Source organism: Streptomyces sp. NPDC002785, assembly GCF_040295565.1.
Classification (GTDB): domain Bacteria; phylum Actinomycetota; class Actinomycetes; order Streptomycetales; family Streptomycetaceae; genus Streptomyces.
In genome coordinates, this window is record NZ_JBEOVN010000077.1 from 1 (window position 1) to 20,019 (window position 20,019).

The 20,019-nt window shown below is 69.0% G+C and carries 17 protein-coding genes and 1 pseudogene; 7 read left to right on the forward strand and 11 right to left on the reverse strand.

What is annotated here, in order from left to right; all coding sequences use genetic code 11:
• Window positions 1-110 precede the first annotated feature (110 nt).
• Window positions 111-2,462: a glycosyltransferase gene (locus ABTZ94_RS19385; RefSeq protein WP_351202279.1), complete on the reverse strand. Its 2,352-nt coding sequence runs from the start codon at window positions 2,460-2,462 to the stop codon at window positions 111-113.
• Window positions 2,459-3,976, reverse strand: a complete 1,518-nt coding sequence (locus ABTZ94_RS19390; RefSeq protein WP_351202280.1) for a hypothetical protein — start codon at window positions 3,974-3,976, stop codon at window positions 2,459-2,461. The genes ABTZ94_RS19385 and ABTZ94_RS19390 overlap by 4 nt, the downstream gene beginning before the upstream one ends.
• A 235-nt stretch (window positions 3,977-4,211) precedes the next feature.
• Between ABTZ94_RS19390 and ABTZ94_RS19395 the strand changes: the two genes are divergently transcribed.
• Entirely contained in the window at window positions 4,212-4,358 is a 147-nt protein-coding gene (locus ABTZ94_RS19395; protein ID WP_351202281.1) for a hypothetical protein, read from the forward strand.
• Here ABTZ94_RS19395 and leuE read toward each other — a convergent pair.
• The 3 genes from leuE to ABTZ94_RS19410 form a co-directional block, all read right to left on the reverse strand.
• Window positions 4,345-5,010 carry a leucine efflux protein LeuE gene (gene leuE / locus ABTZ94_RS19400; protein ID WP_351202282.1) on the reverse strand — a complete coding sequence of 222 codons (666 nt, stop codon included), beginning with the start codon at window positions 5,008-5,010 and terminating at the stop codon, window positions 4,345-4,347. The genes ABTZ94_RS19395 and leuE overlap by 14 nt on opposite strands.
• A 59-nt stretch (window positions 5,011-5,069) precedes the next feature.
• A complete protein-coding gene (locus ABTZ94_RS19405; protein ID WP_351202283.1) occupies window positions 5,070-5,681 on the reverse strand; it encodes a Uma2 family endonuclease in 612 nt (203 codons plus the stop codon).
• Between the two features lie 89 nt (window positions 5,682-5,770).
• Entirely contained in the window at window positions 5,771-7,351 is a 1,581-nt protein-coding gene (locus tag ABTZ94_RS19410; RefSeq protein ID WP_351202284.1) for an acyl-CoA mutase large subunit family protein, read from the reverse strand.
• 202 nt (window positions 7,352-7,553) lie between these two features.
• Here ABTZ94_RS19410 and ABTZ94_RS19415 point away from each other — a divergent pair, with 202 nt between their 5' ends.
• On the forward strand, window positions 7,554-8,501 hold the full coding sequence (locus ABTZ94_RS19415; protein WP_502967270.1) for a L,D-transpeptidase family protein: 948 nt from the start codon (window positions 7,554-7,556) through the stop codon (window positions 8,499-8,501).
• Window positions 8,502-8,708: 207 nt separating this feature from the next.
• Here ABTZ94_RS19415 and ABTZ94_RS19420 read toward each other — a convergent pair whose 3' ends face one another.
• The 3 genes and pseudogenes from ABTZ94_RS19420 to ABTZ94_RS19430 form a co-directional block, all read right to left on the reverse strand.
• Entirely contained in the window at window positions 8,709-9,905 is a 1,197-nt protein-coding gene (locus tag ABTZ94_RS19420; protein ID WP_351202286.1) for a hypothetical protein, read from the reverse strand.
• Window positions 9,905-10,672 carry an RNA polymerase sigma factor gene (locus ABTZ94_RS19425; protein WP_351202287.1) on the reverse strand — a complete coding sequence of 256 codons (768 nt, stop codon included), beginning with the start codon at window positions 10,670-10,672 and terminating at the stop codon, window positions 9,905-9,907. The genes ABTZ94_RS19420 and ABTZ94_RS19425 overlap by 1 nt, the downstream gene beginning before the upstream one ends.
• 434 nt (window positions 10,673-11,106) lie before the next feature.
• Window positions 11,107-12,492, reverse strand: a pseudogene (locus ABTZ94_RS19430) (glycosyltransferase family 39 protein); the annotation flags it as partial.
• 480 nt (window positions 12,493-12,972) lie between these two features.
• Here ABTZ94_RS19430 and ABTZ94_RS19435 point away from each other — a divergent pair.
• Complete coding sequence (locus tag ABTZ94_RS19435) at window positions 12,973-13,332, forward strand: lactococcin 972 family bacteriocin (RefSeq protein WP_351202288.1); 360 nt, start codon at window positions 12,973-12,975, stop codon at window positions 13,330-13,332.
• Between the two features lie 486 nt (window positions 13,333-13,818).
• Here ABTZ94_RS19435 and ABTZ94_RS19440 read toward each other — a convergent pair whose 3' ends face one another.
• Together ABTZ94_RS19440 and ABTZ94_RS19445 are read right to left on the reverse strand one after the other, a co-directional pair.
• Complete coding sequence (locus ABTZ94_RS19440) at window positions 13,819-14,265, reverse strand: ATP-binding protein (RefSeq protein ID WP_351202289.1); 447 nt, start codon at window positions 14,263-14,265, stop codon at window positions 13,819-13,821.
• On the reverse strand, window positions 14,265-14,492 hold the full coding sequence (locus tag ABTZ94_RS19445) for a hypothetical protein (RefSeq protein ID WP_351202290.1): 228 nt from the start codon (window positions 14,490-14,492) through the stop codon (window positions 14,265-14,267). Before ABTZ94_RS19445 ends, ABTZ94_RS19440 begins: the two co-directional genes overlap by 1 nt.
• Before the next feature lie 198 nt (window positions 14,493-14,690).
• On the opposite strand from ABTZ94_RS19445, the gene ABTZ94_RS19450 reads away from it, so the two are divergent.
• The 3 genes from ABTZ94_RS19450 to ABTZ94_RS19460 all read left to right on the forward strand — a co-directional run bounded on the left by ABTZ94_RS19450 (window position 14,691) and on the right by ABTZ94_RS19460 (window position 17,453).
• Window positions 14,691-15,545 carry a helix-turn-helix domain-containing protein gene (locus ABTZ94_RS19450; RefSeq protein WP_351202291.1) on the forward strand — a complete coding sequence of 285 codons (855 nt, stop codon included), beginning with the start codon at window positions 14,691-14,693 and terminating at the stop codon, window positions 15,543-15,545.
• Entirely contained in the window at window positions 15,526-15,825 is a 300-nt protein-coding gene (locus tag ABTZ94_RS19455; RefSeq protein ID WP_351202292.1) for a DUF397 domain-containing protein, read from the forward strand. The genes ABTZ94_RS19450 and ABTZ94_RS19455 overlap by 20 nt, the downstream gene beginning before the upstream one ends.
• Before the next feature lie 548 nt (window positions 15,826-16,373).
• Window positions 16,374-17,453: a MarR family transcriptional regulator gene (locus tag ABTZ94_RS19460; protein ID WP_351202293.1), complete on the forward strand. Its 1,080-nt coding sequence runs from the start codon at window positions 16,374-16,376 to the stop codon at window positions 17,451-17,453.
• A 12-nt stretch (window positions 17,454-17,465) separates the two neighbouring features.
• Here ABTZ94_RS19460 and ABTZ94_RS19465 read toward each other — a convergent pair whose 3' ends face one another.
• On the reverse strand, window positions 17,466-19,070 hold the full coding sequence (locus ABTZ94_RS19465; RefSeq protein ID WP_351202294.1) for a beta-N-acetylhexosaminidase: 1,605 nt from the start codon (window positions 19,068-19,070) through the stop codon (window positions 17,466-17,468).
• 325 nt (window positions 19,071-19,395) lie between these two features.
• On the opposite strand from ABTZ94_RS19465, the gene ABTZ94_RS19470 reads away from it, so the two are divergent.
• Window positions 19,396-19,899, forward strand: a complete 504-nt coding sequence (locus ABTZ94_RS19470; RefSeq protein WP_351202305.1) for a 2-oxo-4-hydroxy-4-carboxy-5-ureidoimidazoline decarboxylase — start codon at window positions 19,396-19,398, stop codon at window positions 19,897-19,899.
• Window positions 19,900-20,019: the final 120 nt, after the last annotated feature.

Below are 20,019 nucleotides of genomic sequence, written 5' to 3' on the forward strand. Positions count from 1 at the left end.
GGACAGGCTTGAGATCAAGCCCGTCCGGCGGTCGAGGACTTCTTTGTGTCCGGCGCCGTCAGAGCCTGTCGGGTGGCCGTCCGCCCGGTCGGAGGTCACCCGACAGGCCCTCAGACGCGCACGCCGCCCTGGATCACTCGCAGGTCCGCCGCGTTGGCCTCGGTGACCTTCCACAGTTCCCGCTGCCGGCCGTGCACATCGGCGACCGCCGCCGCGTGGTGGTCCAGCAGTCCGGCCGCCCGCTCGGCGAGCCGGGCACCGAGGTGGCGGTCGTGGACCGAGATGCCCCACTCCGGGCGGTCGATGTCGGAGAGGAAGTAGGCCATCTTCGGGTGCGAGATCAGGCTGATGACCGGCGTTCCGCAGCCGAACGGGATCATGCCCGCGTGCCCGCGCATCCCGATGACCAGCTTCGTACGGGCATACGTGTCACGGATCTCGTCGTTGCCGAAGTCGTACATCGGGATCACCGGCAGCGCGATCCCGTGCTCGCGCCGCAGGTCGAACGCGATCCGCTCGTCGTCCAGCGAGTGGGCGACGCACCTCACCTCGGCCCGCTTGCCGAGCTCCCGCACCGCGGTGGCCATCTCGCCCAGGAAGTGCCCGTAGTCATGGCCGAACCGGAGCCCGGACCGGTCGTACGCGGCATTGATCAGCACGGTGTTCTCGCGCTGCGCCGGGTCCTTCCAGCCGTCCACCAGCTGCCTGGTCACCGTCGTCGGGCAGGGCTGGAAGCGCACCTTGTCGTGGAGCGAGGTGGGCAGCAGCTCACGGACCTTCTCGATGGAGCCGTGGTTGCGCAGCCCGAAGAACGAGGCCCGTTCCACGAGTGTGCGCAGGCTGGAGAGAAAACGGTCCCGCCCGTGCCCGAAGGCCTGGCCGTCGAAGGCGTTGAAGCCGACCGCGTACACCATGATGGGTACGTCGATCCGGTCGAGGAGTTCGTCCGGGACGTTCCACTGCCAGCCGCTGTTGCCATTGGGCGCGGTGTCCGGGATGAAGAGGCCGCCGCCGCCGATGACCAGCCCGCGGCGCTCGTTCACCCGTTCCAGCGCGGCCTCGTCGAAGAGCCGGTGGGCGTGGATCGAGTGCCAGCGCTGCGGGCCGGTGTCCCGGCCGAAGGCCAGCCGTACGCTCTCGGGCAGCAGCTTGTCCCCGGCGTTGCCCTGCCGCTCCATGTAGAAGGCGACATGGGCGAGTTGGCCGGATGCGGGGCCCTCCACGGGTGCGGGCACGTCCATGACGCGCTTGTACATCAGCCGGTTCGCCCGGTGGGTCGGGTCGACTCCGAGGCCCTTGAGGGCGTACTGGGCCGCCGTCGCGTCGTCGCCGTGGATCCAGGCGATCTGGGCGAGGCGGCCGAAGGCGGTCGCGGCCCGGTTGGGCGCGGCGGTGGCGAGCAGGAGCCGGGCGCGGGCCTCCTCGTAGCGGGAGACGCTCATCAGGGCGTGGCCGAACACCTCGTGCGGCCAGGCCTCGTCGACGGGTATCCGCACCCGGCCCAGCAGATCGGCCGCCTCCTGGTATTCACCCGTGGCGATATGGGCGGCGGCGACCTTGCGGGCGGCCTCCGGGGAGCCGGTGCGCAGCACGTGCCCGGTGCCGTAGTGGACCAGCAGGTCGTGGTGCTTGGCGCCGGGCAGTGCCAGGTACGCGGAGTGGAAATCGGCGTCGGACAGCTCGAATTCGCGCCAGCGGTCCTCGGCCTCGCGGTAGCCGGACTCGCCGCCCTGCCAGGGCTTGTGCCGCCCGGTGAAGTGCAGGATCGCGGTGGAGTCGGGGACCGGGAGGTCGCCGGAGAGCCGCCGCTTGACGAAGTTGTAGCGCGCGTCGAGCTGCACGAAGTCACCGTCGAGCACGGCGTTGAGGATGCCCTGGTCGTGCTTGTCGAGCTCGTACGTACCGGCCCGCCCGACTTCGTCGAGCTTCGCACAGAACGCGTCGCTCAGATACTCGCGCTGGATCACCAGCAGCCCGCTGTTGAGCTTGTGCTGCCCATAGAAGAACTGCGGTACGGCGGCCAGTCCGTCGCGCAGTTTCAGCAGTTCACCGAGATCGCCGAGGACCACCATGTCGGTGTCCAGGGTGATCACGGTGTCGTAGTCGCGCACCCGGAACACGTCGAGGATGAAGTAGGCCTTGCGCACCAGGTAGTTGTCCTGGTCGCCCTTGGCGTACGAGTCGTAGTGCTCGGCGTCGACGCGGCGGAAGTCGATGCGCGGGTGCAGCGCCCGGATCTGTGCGACGGAAGCGGGGCGCAGTCCGTCGTGCAGGACGAGGAAGTCCTCGCAGACGTTCGGGTTGGAGAGGGCGAGGCTGCGCAGCAGGGCGAGGAAGCCGGGCAGGTAGTTCTCGTCGACGAAGCTCGCGAAGGCGACCCGGCGCTTGCCGGTGAGCGCGTTCGCGGGGGCGGGCGAGACGGGCAAAGCCGTGGCGGCAGGGGGCGTGGCAGTCGTCGTCATCGCAGTCGGATCCTCATGTCGGTGACGCTCTGGGCGCGTTCCATGACCCACGCCTTTTCGCTGGTGTACTCGTGCACGGAGGTGATGGGCATCCGCATCGCGTCGGGCAGTCGGTAGGCCCCGCTCTCGTAGAAGTCGAAGCCGATCAGGTCGAGCCGGCTGCTGACGTCCAGGTGGTCGAGGAGCCACAGCATGTTGAACCCGGTGGTGGGGATGGCCGGCCAGACGTCGGCGCCGACGCGCCCGATGTCCCGCAGCGGCCAGCGCAGCGACTCGTCGCCCAGGTACTGCTGGGCGCCCGGGACGAGGCGGTTGCGCAGGGAGTACTTCCAGTCGCCCGAGATCCCGCCGAAGACCAGCCGGGTGTGCACCTTCTGGTCCCAGTTGAAGCCGTGCTTGTGGATGGTGGCGTGGATGTCGGTGCGCCGTCCGGTCGCCGCCGGGTCGATCCGGTACGAGTTGAAGCGGACGACCAGGTCGTAGCCGTCGATCTCGGCGCCCATCGAACTGTCGCCGACGCGCCGCGAGTTGGCGATGAGGCAGATCGACTTGCCGGCTATCCGGTTGCGGAACTCGCCGACCGTGGTCCACTCGACGCCGCCGAAGGTGGGGTCCTCGACCGGGCCCCGCATGCGGCTTCTGCGCTGCTCGGCGTAGAGCGCGACGAGTCCGGTGAGCCCGGCCACGGCGCCCGGTTCCGCTCCGGCCGCCTCCATGGCCAGGCCGAGGTACTGGGACGTGGCGTCCTGGAGTTCCGTCACCGGGGCGCCGCCGCGCTCCTGCGCGAGCAGGGCGCCGACCAGCCGGGGCCTCGCCCGGTCCCAGTCGCCGCGCGCCTGGAGCGCCAGGCCCTCGGCCCAGGACTCGGTGACGGGCCGGGCGGCGAACTCCGCGGCGCCGGGGCAGTCGCGCTCCAGCCGCCGCAGCAGCTCGTCCTGCCGGTCCCCGCCCAGCCGCATGCCGACGACCTTGGCCGCGACGCCGAAGCCGTCGTCGTCGGTGAATTCCAGATACCGCTCGTACGCCTCGATGGCGGCGTCCTCCGCGCCCATCGCCTCCAGCGTCCTGGCCCGCAACCGCCAGCCGGCCCGCGAACGCCTGCGCTGGGTCAGCACGGTGTCCCCGATGAGGACCGCGAGCTTCAGCTCGTCCTCGTAACCGCAGTCCAGCGCCTTGTTGCCGACCGCGAGCAGCGGGTCGAGCAGCTCGTCGACAAGGGCGGTCGCGGTGCCCGCCTGGGCCTTGCCGGGGCGCCGGATCAGCGTGATCGGGGACGCGGCGGGCGCGGGCTGCGCGGACTGTGCCGCGGCGTGCACGGCCAGCAGGTGCCGCAGCGCCTCCGCGAGTGCCGTTCGACGCCGGTCGAGCCCCGCCACCAGCTTGGTGCTGTGCGCGGCACAGGCGCGCAGGCACACGTCCAGGTCGGTCGGGATGACGTTGGCAAGCTGCGACGCGACACCCCCGGGCGGGGCCGCGTCACGTTGCCGTGGCCAACGGGTGCGGGCTTCTCTCATGGCGCTCCAAGCGTCTGGTGCCCGTGGGGGGAGGGGGCGTGTCCGGGTCTGCGGTCACCGGAGCGCGCCGGAGGATGTGCCCCGCCCCGTCGGTGGGGTGCGGATGCCCGCCGCGCGCGTTCGGTTCCACGACACGCTAAGAAAGCCGTACGGCCACCGGATGAAATCGCCCTGTCGGAACGGGAAACTGCGCACTGCCCCGCTGGTACGAGCGCGTTGTACCCGCCTCGGCCGCGTGCACCGCACGGATGCCTGCAAGACGTACGGAAAGCGCCCGTTGCCGGTCCGCCCCGACGGCTGCCTCGGCCGGGCGGGCGAGGACGCCTCGGGATTGGCGCGGTATCCGGCCCCGCTCGACGTCGCCGCGGTCACACGCTGCTGAACGAGAGCTTCGCCGCGAACCCCAGGAACAGCAGACCGGCCGCCGAAGTGGCCCCCGCCGACAGCCGCTTGCGGCGGCGGAACACGGCGGACAGCCGGGTGCCGCCGAATATCAGCATCGACAGATAGAGGAAGCTGGCGATCTGCAACAGCGTGCCCAGCACCAGGAAGGACAGCGCCGGGTAGGCGTAGCCGGGGTCGACGAACTGCACGAAGAACGAGATCAGGAACAGGATCGCCTTCGGGTTGAAGAGGCTGACCACCAGCGCCCGCCGGTACGGCCGCTCCATCGCCTCGGCGGCCTCGGGTCCGGCGCTCTCCTCGGACAGCTCGGCCACCCGCCGGTGCCGCTCGCGCCACATGGCCACCGCGGCCCGCAGCATGCCGATCGCCAGCCAGGTCAGATAGCCCGCACCCGCGAACTTGACGACGGCGAACAGCACCGGCGTCGTCTGCAACAGCGACGAGGCCCCCAGCGCGGACAACGTCATCAGCACGGTGTCCCCGGTCCACACCCCGGCCGCCGCCACATAGCCGGTCCGCACCCCGCGCCGGGCGGCGACGGACAGCACGTACAGCGAATTCGGCCCCGGCAGAAGGACGATCAGCACCAGGCCGGCGAGATAGGTCGGAAGATCGGTGACACCCAGCATGAAACGGAGTGTCGCACGCGCGTACGACACTCCGTTCGGGGGCCCGGGGAGATCCGGGGTCAGTCCTCGTCGCCGTCGAGGAGGCGGTCCACGGAGAGCTTCATCTCCACACCGACCACGTCCGGCACGGTGAACGACGTCCCGCGCTTGTGGGGCACCTTGTTCTTGTACTCACCGCCCCGCGGGTCACTGCAGAGCAGCACCTGGTCATGCTTGCGATCGGCCACGACGTAGACCGGAATGCCCGCCTGCGCGTAGTCCTCGACCTTGGGGCCGAGGTCGTCGGCCCAGTTGGTCGACGTCACCTCCACCACCATGCGGAAGGCGTGGGCGGCGTAGCAGTTCTTCATGACGTGGGCGTCCTTGATATCGGCCTCGACGACCGACAGGTCGGGAATCGCGTAGTCCTCCGGCCCGGAAGGCAACCACAGCCCGACCCCCTGGACGAGTCTGAGCCCCACCGTGCGTGCCCGGGCGCCGAATTCCTCGCTGAGCCAGGACAGCGCCAGAGCATGCGATACGTCCGCCGGTGGTGTCACAGTGAGCCTCCCCTGGAGAATCTCCACGCGATGCCCAGGCAGCGAGCGTGCGAGCTGCTCGGCTGCCTCGCCGAGCGTCAGCTCGGGCTGTTCCTGCTCCCGCACCTGCTCCTCGTGCTGTATTACAGCCACGGCATCCTCCTTTCGGGGACCACTGTTCACGAGCTTATCCGTGCCCACGGACATTCGGCGAGAGATCACCTCCACGGGTACATGTCGCCTCAGAACGCATCCGAAGGCTCATAAGTCCCCCACACCCCCCGCAGCGCATCGCAGACCTCGCCCACCGTCGCCCGTGCCTGGAGGGCGGCCTTCATCGGGTACAGGACGTTGTCCGTGCCCTCGGCCGCCTTCCGCAGTTCCGCCAGCGCCGTGTCCACCGCGCCCTGGTCGCGTTCGGCGCGGAGCCTCGCCAGTCGGGCCGCCTGCTGGGCCTCGATCGCGGGGTCGACGCGCAGCGGCTCGTACGGCTCCTCCTCGTCGAGCTGGAAGCGGTTGACGCCGACCACGACACGCTCGGCGCTGTCGGTCTCCAGGGCGATGCGGTACGCGCTGCGCTCGATCTCGCTCTTCTGGAAGCCGCGCTCGATCGCGTGGACCGCGCCGCCCAGGTCCTCGACCTTGAGCATCAGTTCCAGGGCAGCAGCTTCGACATCGTCGGTCATCTTCTCGACCACGTACGAGCCCGCGAACGGGTCCACGGTGGCCGTGACGTCCGTCTCGTACGCCAGGACCTGCTGGGTACGCAGGGCGAGCCGGGCGGACTTGTCGGTCGGGAGGGCGATCGCCTCGTCGAAGGAGTTGGTGTGCAGCGACTGCGTGCCGCCGAGGACCGCGGCCAGGCCCTGGACGGCGACGCGTACCAGGTTGACCTCGGGCTGCTGGGCGGTGAGCTGGACGCCCGCGGTCTGGGTGTGGAAGCGCAGCATCAGCGACTTGGGGTTCTTCGCGCCGAACTCCTCCTTCATCACCCTCGCCCAGATCCGGCGTGCGGCGCGGAACTTGGCGACCTCTTCGAGGATCGTCGTGCGGGCGACGAAGAAGAAGGAGAGGCGGGGGGCGAACTCGTCGACGTCCATGCCGGCGGCGACGGCGGTACGGACGTACTCGATGCCGTCCGCGAGGGTGAACGCGATCTCCTGCGCGGGCGAGGCCCCGGCCTCCGCCATGTGGTAGCCGGAGATCGAGATGGTGTTCCACTTCGGGATCTCGGCCCGGCAGTACTTGAAGATGTCGGCGATCAGCCGGAGCGAGGGCCCCGGCGGGAAGATGTACGTGCCGCGGGCGATGTACTCCTTGAGGACATCGTTCTGGATGGTGCCGGTGAGCTTGTCCGCCGTGACGCCCTGCTCCTCACCGACCAGTTGGTACAGCAGGAGGAGCAGCGCGGCCGGGGCGTTGATCGTCATGGACGTGGAGACCTTGTCCAGCGGGATCCCGCCGAACAGGACCCGCATGTCGTCGATCGAGTCGATCGCCACCCCGACCTTGCCGACCTCGCCGGACGCGATCGCCGCGTCGGAGTCGTAGCCCATCTGGGTGGGCAGGTCGAAGGCGACGGAGAGGCCCATCGTGCCGTGGGCGATCAGCTGCTTGTAGCGGGCGTTGGACTCCGTGGCCGTACCGAAACCCGCGTACTGGCGCATCGTCCACGGCCGGCCGGTGTACATCGTCGGGTAGACACCGCGCGTGAAGGGGTAGGCACCCGGCTCTCCCAGCTTGTCGTCGGGGTTCCACCCGTCGAGTGCGTCCGGCCCGTACACCGGCTCGATGGGCAGTCCCGACTCCGACTCGCGCGTCATCTGCTGTGCCTCCCGCTGAAGCTGCTCAGTAAAACTACTCACTGGTAATCAAGGATTCCCGCGTCGGACTGTAGCGGCGGGGGCGGGACCCGTGGAGGTGCACGGGCCGGGACCTGGCTCACAGCCCTTCCCCACGGCCCTCGCCGCCGCTCTCCCCATCATGCGCGGGCTTTGGCAACCGGGCAGAGCGGGAATCCGTCCCATGGGAGACCGGAGAAACCCGGAGAGACAGGGGGCCGAGATGATACGCAGCATCGCCGGAAGCACGTCACGGCACAGAAAACGGGGCTGGGCGGGGACCACGACCACGGCGGCGCTCGCCGTTCTCGCCATGACCGCCGCAACCGCCGGCTGCAAGGCGCAGCCCGCCGACAGCGCGTCCGCGGCCCCGCCGTCAGCGCCCCGGGCCACGGTGACCGAGGACGCCAAGCCCAGAGTGTCGCACTCGGCATCGCCGGACGCGTCGTCATCGTCCCCGAAGGCCACCGCGACGCCCACGCCGAAGCCGGACCCGCAGGCCACGACGTTGATAGCGAGCGGTTCCGGGGGCAAGCAGGTGCGGGAGCTGCAGGCCCGGCTGCGGCAGATCGGCCACTTCGACCGCTCCCCCACCGGCTACTACGGCACCGTCACCGTCGCCGCCGTCCGGTCCTTCCAGGGCAAGCGCGGCCTCTCCCGTACTGGCAGGACGGACACCGTCACCTGGCAGAAGCTGCTGGGCATGACGCACGAGCCGACGGCCGCCGAGCTGAATCCGCCGACCGCGCTGCCCGTCAGCAAGCCTGACAAGCGCTGCATGACGGGCCGGGTGCTCTGCATCAGCAAGAACAGCCGGACGCTGTCATGGATGGTCGACGGCCGCGTCGTCTCGTCGATGGACGTCCGCTTCGGCTCCCAGTACACGCCGACCCGCGAAGGCGCCTTCTCCGTCTTCTGGAAGTCACGGCACCATGTGTCGACGATCTACCACACGGCCATGCCGTACGCGATGTTCTTCAGCGGCGGCCAGGCGGTGCACTACTCGGCGGACTTCGCGGCCCGTGGCTACAGCGGCGCCTCGCACGGCTGCGTCAATGTCCGCGACGAGGGAAAGATCGCCTCGCTCTTCGCCCAGGTGAGGACGGGCGACAAGGTCGTCGTCCACGGGTAGGGCCTGTCCGGCCGGAAGAAAAGGGGGCGCGGACGGGACCGGGGGAACGTGTCCCGCCCGCGCCAATGCGCTGAGCCGCAGGTACGGGGGGAACCCCAGCTCTCTGTGCGCCGCCGATGACCAGTCGGCTCACTCTGTACTGCGCCGCGGCCTCGAAAAACGTCACACCTCGTGGGAGGTGGCTTGAAAAGGACTGGCGCGCGCGGCTCAGCCGGGAGGTCCGACGGCGCCGACGGACGCCCGGTCCGCTGCCGGCCAGGAGACCGGGGCCGAGGGCGACAGCGTCGGCGGGGTGGCGAACCGGATCGCCGGGAGCGTGTGGGAGCCACCGCTGTCCCCGTTCGCATCGCCGTCGTCGCCCTGCTCGTCGTTGCCCTGCTCGTCGTTGCCCTGCTCGTCGTCGCCCTGCCCGTCGTCGCTGTCGCTGCCCGGGCTGTTCTGGCCGTTCGTGTCCTTGGCGATCACTCGGTCGCAGAACCGGTCCAGATTCCGGGCGCCCTTCGCCAGCGCTTCGAGATACCGTCTGCGGTCGTCGTCCAGCTTGCCGTTGCGGTAGTCGCGGCAGGCCTTGAGTGCCTTGGCGTACCAGCCGCCGGAGTTGCCGTTCCCGGAACCGTTGGACTGCTTGCCGTTCCCGGAACCGTTGGACTGCTTGCCGTTTTTGGTGCCGTTGGAGGATCCGCTCGCGGCGCCGTCGGGCTTCCGGTTGTCGTCGTGCTTGTCATCGCCCTTGCCGGTTCTGCCACTGTCCCGGTCACCGGTGGAGGCAGGGGGATCCGCCGGGTGTGTGGAGGGCTCCGTCTCCGGGGAGGCGGACGGCTGCGCGGACGGACTCTCGTCGGTGGCGCCCCCCGAGCCGCGTCCCTCGGGCGTCGCAGCGGCCGAGACGGAGGTCGCCGGCAGGGGGGTCTGGCCGCCGAACGGCCCGGGGAGCATCCCGGTGCTCGCGGCGACGGCCACCCCGCCGAGCGCGCAGCCCGCGAAGGAAGCGACCAGGCCGAAGCGGATGGGCCGGCTCCATCCCAGGGAGCGGGTACGGCCCACGCCCGCGGAGGAAGAGGAACGGTTCGGGGCGAAGTCGCCGGAGGCGGGCCGCATGTGCACCGATTCGAGTACGTCGGCCGGTGCCGGTTCGCCCGTCTCGGCGTACCCCTCCACCTGCGGATTCGCCGCCCGTGTCGTTGCGCGCGCGGAGTGCGCGGCTGCGCGGAAGGCAGCCAGCGCCGCGGCCTCGCCCGGCAGTTCGCCGGTGGCCGGGCGGACGGCCCGTGCGGCGGCGTCCAGCGCTGCCGCGAGCCTCTCCGCTTCCGTACACGCGTGGCCGCCGACGGGATCGACCGGTTCGCCGCGGAGCAATTTCTCCGCCGCGTCCTTGTCAAGCCATTCGTAGTGCTCGTCGGCCATCACATGTCCTTCTGCGTCCACGGACGCGAATGCGTCACACCGGCCGGCGCCGCCGGACCGTTGCGCAAGGGGCGCTGGGCGGGCACGGCGCCGAGTTCCGCCGTCCGGCCTGCCGCGCTTGTGTGAGGGGCGGGCAGATCCGCCGGATCGCCCGCGGGAGCACGGTCAGCGGCGGTGCCCGCGCCGCCTTCGGGGCGGCCGTCGGAATTGTCCGCACCGTCCGTGCGCAGCAGCTCGGCCAGCCGCTTCAGTCCCCGGTGCGCCGCTGTGCGTACCGCCCCCGGCCGCTTGCCCAGCGTCCGGGCCGCGCTCTTGGCGTCCAGGCCGACGACCACCCGCAGCACCACGGCCTCGGCCTGGTCCTGGGGCAGTTGGGCGATGAGCGACATCGTGCGGCCGGTGGCCAGGGCCTCCATCGCCTCGTCGGCGGTGTCGGACTCGGCCGGCCTCTCCGACAGCTCCGACTCGTCGCCGCCGATCGCGGGGCGCCTGCCGCGCATCCGCAGATGGTCCAGGGCACGGTTACGGGCTATCCGCGCCGCCCAGCCACGGAAGCGGTCGGCGTCGCCGCTGAACCGGTCGAGGTCCCGCGCTATCTGCAGCCAGGACTCGGACGCCACGTCCTCGGCGTCCGGATCACCCACCAGTGTCCGTATGTAGGCCAGCAGCCGCGGCTGTACAGCGCGGTACACAGTACGGAAGGCGTCTTCGTCCCCGTCCTGTGCCGCGAGCACCGCGGCAGTGAGCTCCGCGTCGTCCCCCAGCACTCCCTCAACCCGCCCTGCTGTCCTGAATCACAGCTGGTCATCGCTGCCGCGCCACCCTGCGCGACTCAGCACGCTACGTCCTTGGTGGGGGTCGCGTCCACGACTTGTACAACCTGCAACGTTCTTCGGACACGGGGCGGTGTGACAGAAAACGCAGCCACGGCGCTGAGAAGAGTAACGGGGTCGTCCTACGACCCCGTGGAAGACGACCGGGGCCTCTCCTGTGGGGGGTGGCGGCCCCGGTCGTCCTCGTATCCCCCCGCTCCGACCAAGCAATACCCAGGGCGCGGGGCCTCTGCATGACCAACCGGTGACCAACGCGCCCGGGCGTTCACCCGATCCTCCCCAGGCCAATGCGCTGCGCCGTTCCCGACGCGGGTTTCCGCGCGCCCTCCACTCGCCGCGCACTGGGCCACTTGTCCTGCTCCCGCCGCGCGTCGCTCATACGCCGTCACCCTGCGACCACGGACCTGCTCGTCAGCCACCACCGTGAAGTACGTCCCCAGCACGAAGGTCTTCAACTTGTCCCGCTTGGCTGCCACCGGTCTTGCCACCTGAGACGCGTCCGTTACCAGCAGGATCCTTTGCTGGTCAAGCATCGCAGCACGGATCTGATCCGGGTTCGCTTCCACACCCTTTAGTGTTCCGGACTCCTCCGGGCTCTGCGTCAGAGCAATGTCTCTCAGACCGGCAAAGGCGCTGGGGGAGACGGATTTGGTGTCCCGCCGCGCCGATGGGATGAAGAGCACTGCACTACCGGGCTCCTTCATCCGCCGCACTTCCGATGCGGCCGCCAAGACGTCGTCCACCCGGCTTGCCGGAGAGCGCTTGTCCAGCGACTGCGGCAGCAGTGCAATCACCGCGAGGGCGACCGCTGCAGGAAGAATCCACCTCGATGCTCTTGGGAACACGGGTTTGGCTGCCTGTACCGCCGAGCCGATAGTCGAACCGATCAGCAACGCCAGGCCCAGCAGGCTGAAGAGTATGTACCGGTCCAAGAACAGCGGCTGGATCAGGGAAAGGCCTACAAGGCCGAGTTGTGGCACGGCCAGCAGCGGCAATCCGACGGCTGCCATCGACAGTTGGCCTGCCCGTGGTCGATCTAGTGCGGCTCCGACGCCGCCGATCAGCAGAAGGATCGCCGGTCCAATCAACATGTGCCAGGTCAACGGCGGGATCCATGACACTTGTGCGGACTGACCGTGACTGAAAAGAATCAGCGGCAGTACACACGCCGTAGCGGCCGCAGATGCCGTCCCCCAGCACATAGACACGCGGAGCGTCGCTCGCGTCCAAAGCAGAGTCATCAAGTGCGCCGGCAGGATCATCAGCGAGAGCCAGTTCAGCAGACCGCATACCAGGACAGCGCCCCCGTAGGCGACCCAGTGCCGCATCTTGGCACGCCCCTGGAGCACGGTCACGAGCAGCATGGTCGAAATCCCGGCTCCGGCCGCGACCAGTGCATACGGTCGACCCTCCTGGAGATAGAACTGCACGGCTGGAAGAAGCCCGAACGCCAGCCCCCCCGCCAGGCCCACCCATATCCCGGCCAGCCTGTGGCCGATGACTGCCACACAAGCCGCCGCCACTCCTGTGGCCAGCACCGAGGGCAGCCGCAGGGTTGTGGTGCTGGGTCCGAAACATTCGAACAGTCCATGCATGAGTAGGTAATAGCACCCATGCACAACGTCGACGTTCCCCAACATGTTCCATATCTCGGCCGTGGAGCGCTGGGCCACCTGCCAGGTTGCCGCCTCGTCCCGCCACACACTGTCCTGCCGGGACAGCCCCCACAAGCCGAGAGCAACAGTCCACGACATCGGGAGCAGCCAGACGAGAACACGGTCGCGCAAGGGGGCTCTTAAGGCATCTATCAACGTTGTTCAGACCCTCAGGTAGCAGTGCGACGAGCAGAATGTGCGGCCCTTGGAGAAGGAGAGCTTCTGGAGCAGTCGTTTGGACAGCTCGGAGAGGCGTTACAGCTAGCCCCCATGGTGAACGGCCCCGTTGAAATCCAGCGCGCTCAAGAATGCCATCACAGCGGCCACTTCCCCCTCCCCCTCTGGCTGAAATCATGCCCCATGGCCGCGTCCGCCCCCTCGCCTAGGCCGGGCAATCGAATAAAGATATGCCTTGAAAGTGACTTCCTAGGCCGGGCGATCAAATAAAGACATGTCTTGAAAGTGCACCCCTCACAGCCTGAAGTGCACTTCGGCCCCACGGCGAGATCGCTTCAGCGCCGTTGACACCAACCGGCGCGAGCATAATCGCTTGCATCATGAAGGAAAAGGGGAGCATTCATGAATAAGCGAACTGGGTTCAAGGCGGCCATAGCGACGGTGGGCCTCGTCCTCGCCGCGGCCACTCCCGCGCTGGCGACCACCGTTGATGTCGCAGGGGGAACGTGGAGCTACGACAAGGGCGCCAACACGTCGTGGTCGAACTACAAGCACCCGAAGAACTGGCACGCTTCCTCGGTGTCGAACGGCGGCACACTCTCCAAGAGCGACTGCACGACGCCGGGCGCCTGGTCCCTGGCCTCGGGGTCCTGCATGGCAGCGTCAACTACTACTACGACCCGAGCTGCTGATTCTCCTGGTCGAACCCCGAGTTACGACATGTTCGAGTGGCGCCGCTTGAACATGCCTAGCTCAAGTTAGCTGTGGGGGCGAGTACCTCTCGCCCCCACAGCTGCTTTTTCACAGCTTGAGCCTATCCGGACGCGTGCTCCCAGAGCGCCCTCAATCTAGGTAACCGATGCTGCACCGAGGTATACGGTTCGTCCACACTGCCATTTTGGTCTTCTCCGTGGTACTGACTTTCCTGTTCCTGCGGGGGCTGGATGAGGGCACGGTTCTGGGAAACTCGGCACTGGTTACTGTGCTCGACTCGGACGATTCAGTGAGCGCTCCTCAAGCCGTCCGGCTTGTCGATTCGTTCGCGACCGAGCACGGGGTCGCCGTAGGTCGCGAAGTGCCCAATCTGAAGAACCCCGACGGGCGTCGGCATCTATACTTGGCCCCGGGCAACGCCGGCTCGATGACGGCGACATGGCTACACAAGGACTATCCGGCGCTCAGTAAGAAATATGAAACGCGCGTACATCCGATATCGGAGATCGGACATCAGGACCCACGAGGCTCCTACTACGTATTCGGATCGCCTGAGGCAGCCAATGCCCTGGTGGCCGATTTCACTGCTGCGCGTCGCTCACCGCACGTGCGGTCGCCGCCCGGCAGCTCACACCACACCGTCTTGGTGCCGGGGCCCTGCTCCACGCCCCAGCGCAGCGCCAGGGCATCGAGCAGGGTGAGGCCGCGCCCGGTCTCGTCGTCGCCGGCCGCCCTGCACAGGACAGGCAGGGCCCGGGGGTCGGGGTCGGTGACCTCCACTCGCGTACGGCCCTGGTCGCACGAAGCGCGGACCGTTACGGGGACGCCCTCGCCGAGGTGACGGATGACGTTGGTGATCAGCTCGGTGGCACACAACTGGAGGTCGTCGCAGGGGCCGCCCAGGTACGCGCGCAAGGCGCGGCGCACCTCGGGCACGGCCTCGGGGGTGGCGAGAAGCTCCAGGATCAGCGGCTGTCGCATCACGCGACTCCCTTGCGCAGCGCGGCAGCCAGAGCGCGTGCGGTGGCCAGGTTGCAGTTGCCCAGCGTGACGAGCGGCGGAGTGCGGTAGCGGGCGGCGAAGGTCGGCAGGTCAATGCCGAGGGAGGGCAGCGTGACGCCGTGGGCGGCGAGGGCGGCCCGCAGCTCGTTCACGCAGTCCTGCACATCGGCGTCCGTACCCGTGCCGTCGTGGGGGTGGTCGTTCATGGGGGTGTCACACCTTTCAGTGCGCTCTGTAACGAATCACTCACACTCTGACGCGGCGCGGCCTACCGTGAAAGAGCTTCGGGCTCCCGGCCGCGAACTGGGCGTATGCCCTCGCGTGTTGGCATCGGCGCGGGAATCCCAGGGACTCGGGCGGACACGCTGTGAAACGGGCGGCAACGACACCAATGGCGGTGAACGATGGGACAGCGCAAGGACATCGACGGGTCGGCCAGTGTGCCGACCTTCTACGGCAAGGAGTTGCGCTGGAAACGGGAGGAGGCCGGGCTGACCCTCCAGCAGCTGGTGGAGGGCAGCTTCTACGGCCCCAGCCACCTCAGCGAGATCGAGCGCGGACAGCGCCGCATGCCGGCCGAACTGGCCGAGCACGTGGACCGGGCGCTGGGTACCGACGGTTTCTTCCAGCGCCGCTGCGCGGACGTACGGAAGGCGAAGAGGCGAGGCCACGCCAGCTACTTCGAGCGCGTACTGGAGGCGGAGAAGCACGCGGAGACCATCGAGGAGTGGTGCCCGACTCTGATTCCCGGTCTGCTGCAGACGGACGCGTACGCGCGGGCGGTGGTCCGGGCGACGCACCCGCTGGCGCCCGACGACGAGGTGGAGGAGAAGGTCACCGCCCGGTTGGCGCGTGCTCGCCTCTTCGAGGACGACCATAGAACCCCGATGTACTGGGCGATCCTGTCCGAGTCGTTGCTGACCCAGCCGGTCCTCCCGCCGGAACAGGCGGCCGAACAGCTTGAGCGGATCGCGGCGCTGGCAACGCGCCGCCGGATCGTTCCACAGATCCTTCCGTGGAACTGCGGGCCGCATCCCTTCATGCTGGGCACGGCCAAGATCATGACCTTCCCCGACGCCCCGCCCCTGGTCTACACGGAGGCACTGCACAGCGGTGACACCATCGATGATCCGGCCCTCGTAAAGGAGTACCGCGGGTCGTACGATCTGCTCAGGGCCGCCGCACTGCCGCCGGAGGCGTCCCTCTCCCTGATCGAGCAAGCGGCTGAGGATCACCGAAATGGCAAGCAACGGGATTGACTTGAGCACGGCCGTCTGGCGCAAGAGCAGCCACAGCAACGGCAGCGGCGGGGACTGTGTGGAGGTCGCCGAGGCCTTCCCCGGCGCCGCCCGCTGGCGCAAGAGCAGCCACAGCAACGGCGACGGCGGGAACTGCGTGGAGGTCGCCGACGGCCTCGCGGGCATCGTCCCCGTCCGCGACTCCAAGCTCACCCACGGCCCGGTCCTCACGGTCACGGCCCCCGCCTGGACGTCGTTCGTCACGTCCCTCAAGAACGCCCCCGGCCGCCGACCTGCGTAGGACCGGCCCGAAACGCCGCGTCGCCCGGGGATCCGGCCCCATGGCCACCCCTGGTCATGGGGCACGGACTTCAGGAGTTCCTGACCACGTTCAGGCACCTCGGCGTCAGTCGTGCGATCGGCACTCCTTGATCGACCAGATCCAGACGAACCCACTGATCTCCCGAGCTCCACGGTCGGCGCGCCGCCCCGACTCCCGGAACCCGGGTTCCGGGCTTCGAGGGTCGGGGTTCGAGCTCCGGGACCGGCTGGTTCACTCTTTCGTGGGTACGAGGAGGGGGCCGGTCCCGACGCTTGAGCTTCGGGATCCGGGCGCCGGGATCCGGGCTCCGGGATTCGAGCGCTCTCGTTCAACCGGTAGGTAAAAGAAGGGGTTTGGGAAAACCTCCCCACCCTCCCCGACCCGTCACGGCCAGCAAGTACGACTAATCCTGACCAGCTTGCGGCGCGCTGTCACGGCTGCTTACGGTGCCCCCAACGAAACGACCCCGACACGGTGTTAGAGCACCGGGCCGGGGTCTCACCCCAAGATCGAACGGACCCGATCTCGTGGCTACCGAGAACCTTAGCCCTGCCCTGCGTACGCCCGCATCCTCGCGCCCGTACGCGAAAGCCAACCGCGGCTACGGCAAGCGATCCGCATCGGATCAACGCCCGCCGCGCGCCGACGACTTCCAGCTGCTGCCCGAGCGCGAACGCCACATCGCCGGATACGTCGACCATCTGCCCGACGGCGCGGCCATGGACATCAAGTCACTGGCCAAGGACATCCCCCTGTACGGGCAGATGGCCGTCGCCAGCGCACTCAGGGCACTGGGAGTAGCCGGTCACCTGCGGCACGCCCAATGCCGGGTCGAAGAACGCGGCCAGATCCGCTGGGTCACCCGCACCTTCTGGTCCCGCACCGCCCGCGACAACGAATGGTGGAGCACCTTCCTCAACGCCGAGAACCACCGGGCCACCGAAGAAGCAACCGCTCACCGAGCCGGGGCAGAACCGCAAGCCCCGGCCCCTGTGACACCGGCCGAGCCCGCAGCGCAGCCCACCACGGCCGTACCCGTACCCGTACCCGTACCCATGCCCGTGCCCGTCGTCCCGCAGCAGCGAACCCCCGAACCGGCCCCGGCGCACCCCTCGCCCGCGTACCTCGCCCTGGCCCAGCTCGGCCGAATCGAACCACGCCTGGCCCTCTCCGCCGCCGACTGCACCGCCCTGGAGCCCCTGGCCGCCCAGTGGTTCACCCGAGGCGTCGACACCGACTACCTCACCCACTCCCTCACCTCCGGCCTCCCCACCCAGGTCGCCTCCCCCATCGGCTTCGTACGCCGCCGCCTCAACGACAAAATTCCACCCCACCTGCCCACCACCCCAACACCCACCACACCCCGCACTCCCACCCGGCGCCTCATGGCCGAATGCACCGAATGCGGCACACCCGGCCACCCCGAAGCACTCCCCGACGGCCTCTGCCGCCCCTGCCACACACCCCACCCGGACACGGCCCCGACAGTCCCCGCCGACCCGCCCGCCGAATGCGACATCCACTCACTGGTCGGCAACCTCCGCAACCTGATGAAAACCCCTGGCCGGTCGTCAAAAATCAGCGGACCGTTTCCAACCTCACGCTGACGCGTGCCCCGCTCAGCCTCCCGCGTCGATCCGCGCGGCCAGTGCCCGGAACTGATCCCAGCTCAGCGCCGGTTTGCGCGGGTCCCACAGCTTCTGGGCCGTCGCCCGCAGCGGCATCCGGATGCCCTGCGCCACCTGCGCAGGGGTTTGCGCGTTCGGCAGGTCGCCCCATACGGCGAACCGGCCTCCCAGGATCTGCCCGGAGTAGCGCGCCGGGACCGGCTGGGTGCCGCGCAGGACGAGCGGGGTCCATTGTTCGTAGATCCGCTTGCCCGTCGGGTAGACGAAGTTGTTGGGCTGGCCGAGTACGTAATAGAGGAACTCGTCGTTGAGGTTCACCACGCGCCGTCCCTCGCGCAGATACTCCTCCGGCAGCCGGGCGCCGTACTCCTTGCCCGTCCAGTACTCGACCTCGATGTCCTTGTCGGCGTGGACGACTCCGTCGCGGAAGAAGCCGTCGTTCCATGCCTTGGGCTGCTTGCCGCGCGGGCGCACCACCGCCGCACGGTCGTTGAGCCAGCCGGTGGCGAGGTCCTTGATACCGGCCTGTGGTCCATATTTCTGCTGGGCGGCGCGTTGCAGCTGCGGGTACGAGGCGGCCGGGTCCCGCGCCATCAGGGCGAGATATTCGTCGGCGCCGAGGTGCCAGTACCGGCCGCCGAACAGCTCGGTGAACTCGACGAGGAGTTCGTCGATGAGCTTCGCCGCCCCCGGGTTGGAGATGTCGAGCGATCCAGGCGAGCGCACCCCCGACACATTGCGCAGCTGGAGGTCGGGGTGGGCGCGCAGGACCGCGCCGAGGTGGCCCGGGGAGTCGATCTCGGGGACGACCTCGATGTGCAGCCTGCCCGCGAGGCCGAGGATCTGCCGTACCTGCGCCTTGGTGAGGTGTTCCGGCGAGACGATCTCGGGGTGGGTGTCGGACTGGATGCGGAACGCCTGGTCGTCGGAGAAGTGCAGGCCGAGCTGGTTGAGTTTGAGGTCGGCCATCTCGCGCAGCCGGTCCTCGATCCAGGCGACGGTGTAGTGCTTGCGCGCGATGTCGAGGTTGAGGCCGCGCTGCGGCCGGTCGGGGCGGTCGCGCACCTCGCCCTCGGGCATTTCGCCGTCGGCGCGCACCGACTGTTTCAGGGTGCGGGTTCCGTAGAAGACACCGGCCTGGTCGGGTCCGCTGATCGTGACCCGTCCGTCGCGCGTCCTGAGGGTGTACGACTCGGGGGTGCCCCTGCCCGGGGTGAGGGCCAGCTCCACGTCGCCCGCGCGGGCTGGGACGTCACCCCGATAGTGGATCTTCAGTTCCTTGGCGAGCAGCTGTCCCTCGTCCGCGAGCGTCCCGCTGCCGGGGGCGATGACGACCCCGGCGGCCGGGCCGGGCCGCCAGCCGGGGCCGCGGGCGGCAATGTGCTCGCGTACGGCGGGGATGGTGCGGGGTGGAGCGGAGAGCGGGTAGCTCCGGGTCGGCGAGGGGGCGGCCGAGGTGTGCGAGGGAGTGCGGGACCCCGACTCCCCCGCGAGTCCGCTGCGGGAGCTTTCCGGCCAGACGACGACGGCGATCGTCGCGGCGGCCACCGTGGTGAGAACCGCACCGGCCACAAGAGCGCCGCGTGAGGGCGACATCGGTCAGAAACCTCCGGTAGTGATGGAAAATCGAGCAGAAGTCAGGAGATGGCCGGGCAATCTCCTTGGAGTACGGTTCATCAGACGTTCCGAAACCCTCCCGTCCGGGTGAAGTTTGCGTATCCGTCGGACGACCGTTGCCCGGTCTCGCTAGCTTTGAGGCACATTCGTCTCTCCCTTCACCCTGCATCCGCCTGGTCTCACCCGTCCCGCCCCACCCCAGGTTCACAGATGCCGTTGATTCGAGGAGCCCACGCTGTCCAGGTCCAGCGAGTCCCACGCCGGCCTCCCGAAGCGATTGCGGCAACCGGCCACCCGGACGGCCCTGCCCGTCCAGAACTCCGGACCGGCACAGGGCCGGGCCGGTGCCACGGGCCTCGACCGCTTCAACACCGCGCCGTCCGCCGAGGCCGAGGCCGCCCTGCTGGACTGCTGCGGCAGCCACCGCTGGGCGGGGCGGGTGGCCGCCCACCGCCCGTACCCCGACCTGGACGCGCTGCTGGCCGCCGCCGACGAGGCGGGCTACGACCTGGCCCCGGCGGATCTCGCCGAGGCACTCGCCGTCGAGGTCTCCCCCGGGTTGCACCACGCCGCGCCGCACTCCGCCCATCTGGCGCTGCGGGCCGCGCATGCGGCGTACGAGTGCCGCTTCGGTCATGTCTTCGTGATCTGTCTGGACGGATTCGAGCCTGCCGAACAGCCGGACCAGGTGCTCGCCGGAATCCGGGCCAGGCTCGGCCACGACCCCGACCAGGAGCGGGTGGTCACCGCGGACGAGATGCGGCGACTCGCCCGAGGCCGCATCATCGAGCTGGTATCGGGTTCATAACGGAACAGGGCCACTCGGCCCTGCACACCAGTCCGTTCCAAGGGCTGTCCCGTAATCCCTGGTGGATCAGCGCGCGACGTCAGATGCGGTGCATCGCAAGGCGGAGGGATGTCCGAATAC

What these genes read in the sequence shown, in the direction of transcription:
- ABTZ94_RS19415 (WP_502967270.1), top strand. Translation starts at nt 7,554, where the DNA reads ATGGGAGACCGGAGAAACCCGGAGAGACAGGGGGCCGAGATGATACGC.
- leuE (WP_351202282.1), bottom strand. Translation starts at nt 5,010, where the DNA reads ATGCTGGGTGTCACCGATCTTCCGACCTATCTCGCCGGCCTGGTGCTG.
- ABTZ94_RS19410 (WP_351202284.1), bottom strand. Translation starts at nt 7,351, where the DNA reads ATGACGCGCGAGTCGGAGTCGGGACTGCCCATCGAGCCGGTGTACGGG.
- ABTZ94_RS19390 (WP_351202280.1), bottom strand. Translation starts at nt 3,976, where the DNA reads ATGAGAGAAGCCCGCACCCGTTGGCCACGGCAACGTGACGCGGCCCCG.
- ABTZ94_RS19385 (WP_351202279.1), bottom strand. Translation starts at nt 2,462, where the DNA reads ATGACGACGACTGCCACGCCCCCTGCCGCCACGGCTTTGCCCGTCTCG.
- ABTZ94_RS19420 (WP_351202286.1), bottom strand. Translation starts at nt 9,905, where the DNA reads ATGGCCGACGAGCACTACGAATGGCTTGACAAGGACGCGGCGGAGAAA.
- ABTZ94_RS19465 (WP_351202294.1), bottom strand. Translation starts at nt 19,070, where the DNA reads ATGTCGCCCTCACGCGGCGCTCTTGTGGCCGGTGCGGTTCTCACCACG.
- ABTZ94_RS19435 (WP_351202288.1), top strand. Translation starts at nt 12,973, where the DNA reads ATGAATAAGCGAACTGGGTTCAAGGCGGCCATAGCGACGGTGGGCCTC.
- ABTZ94_RS19450 (WP_351202291.1), top strand. Translation starts at nt 14,691, where the DNA reads ATGGGACAGCGCAAGGACATCGACGGGTCGGCCAGTGTGCCGACCTTC.
- ABTZ94_RS19445 (WP_351202290.1), bottom strand. Translation starts at nt 14,492, where the DNA reads ATGAACGACCACCCCCACGACGGCACGGGTACGGACGCCGATGTGCAG.
- ABTZ94_RS19455 (WP_351202292.1), top strand. Translation starts at nt 15,526, where the DNA reads ATGGCAAGCAACGGGATTGACTTGAGCACGGCCGTCTGGCGCAAGAGC.
- ABTZ94_RS19440 (WP_351202289.1), bottom strand. Translation starts at nt 14,265, where the DNA reads ATGCGACAGCCGCTGATCCTGGAGCTTCTCGCCACCCCCGAGGCCGTG.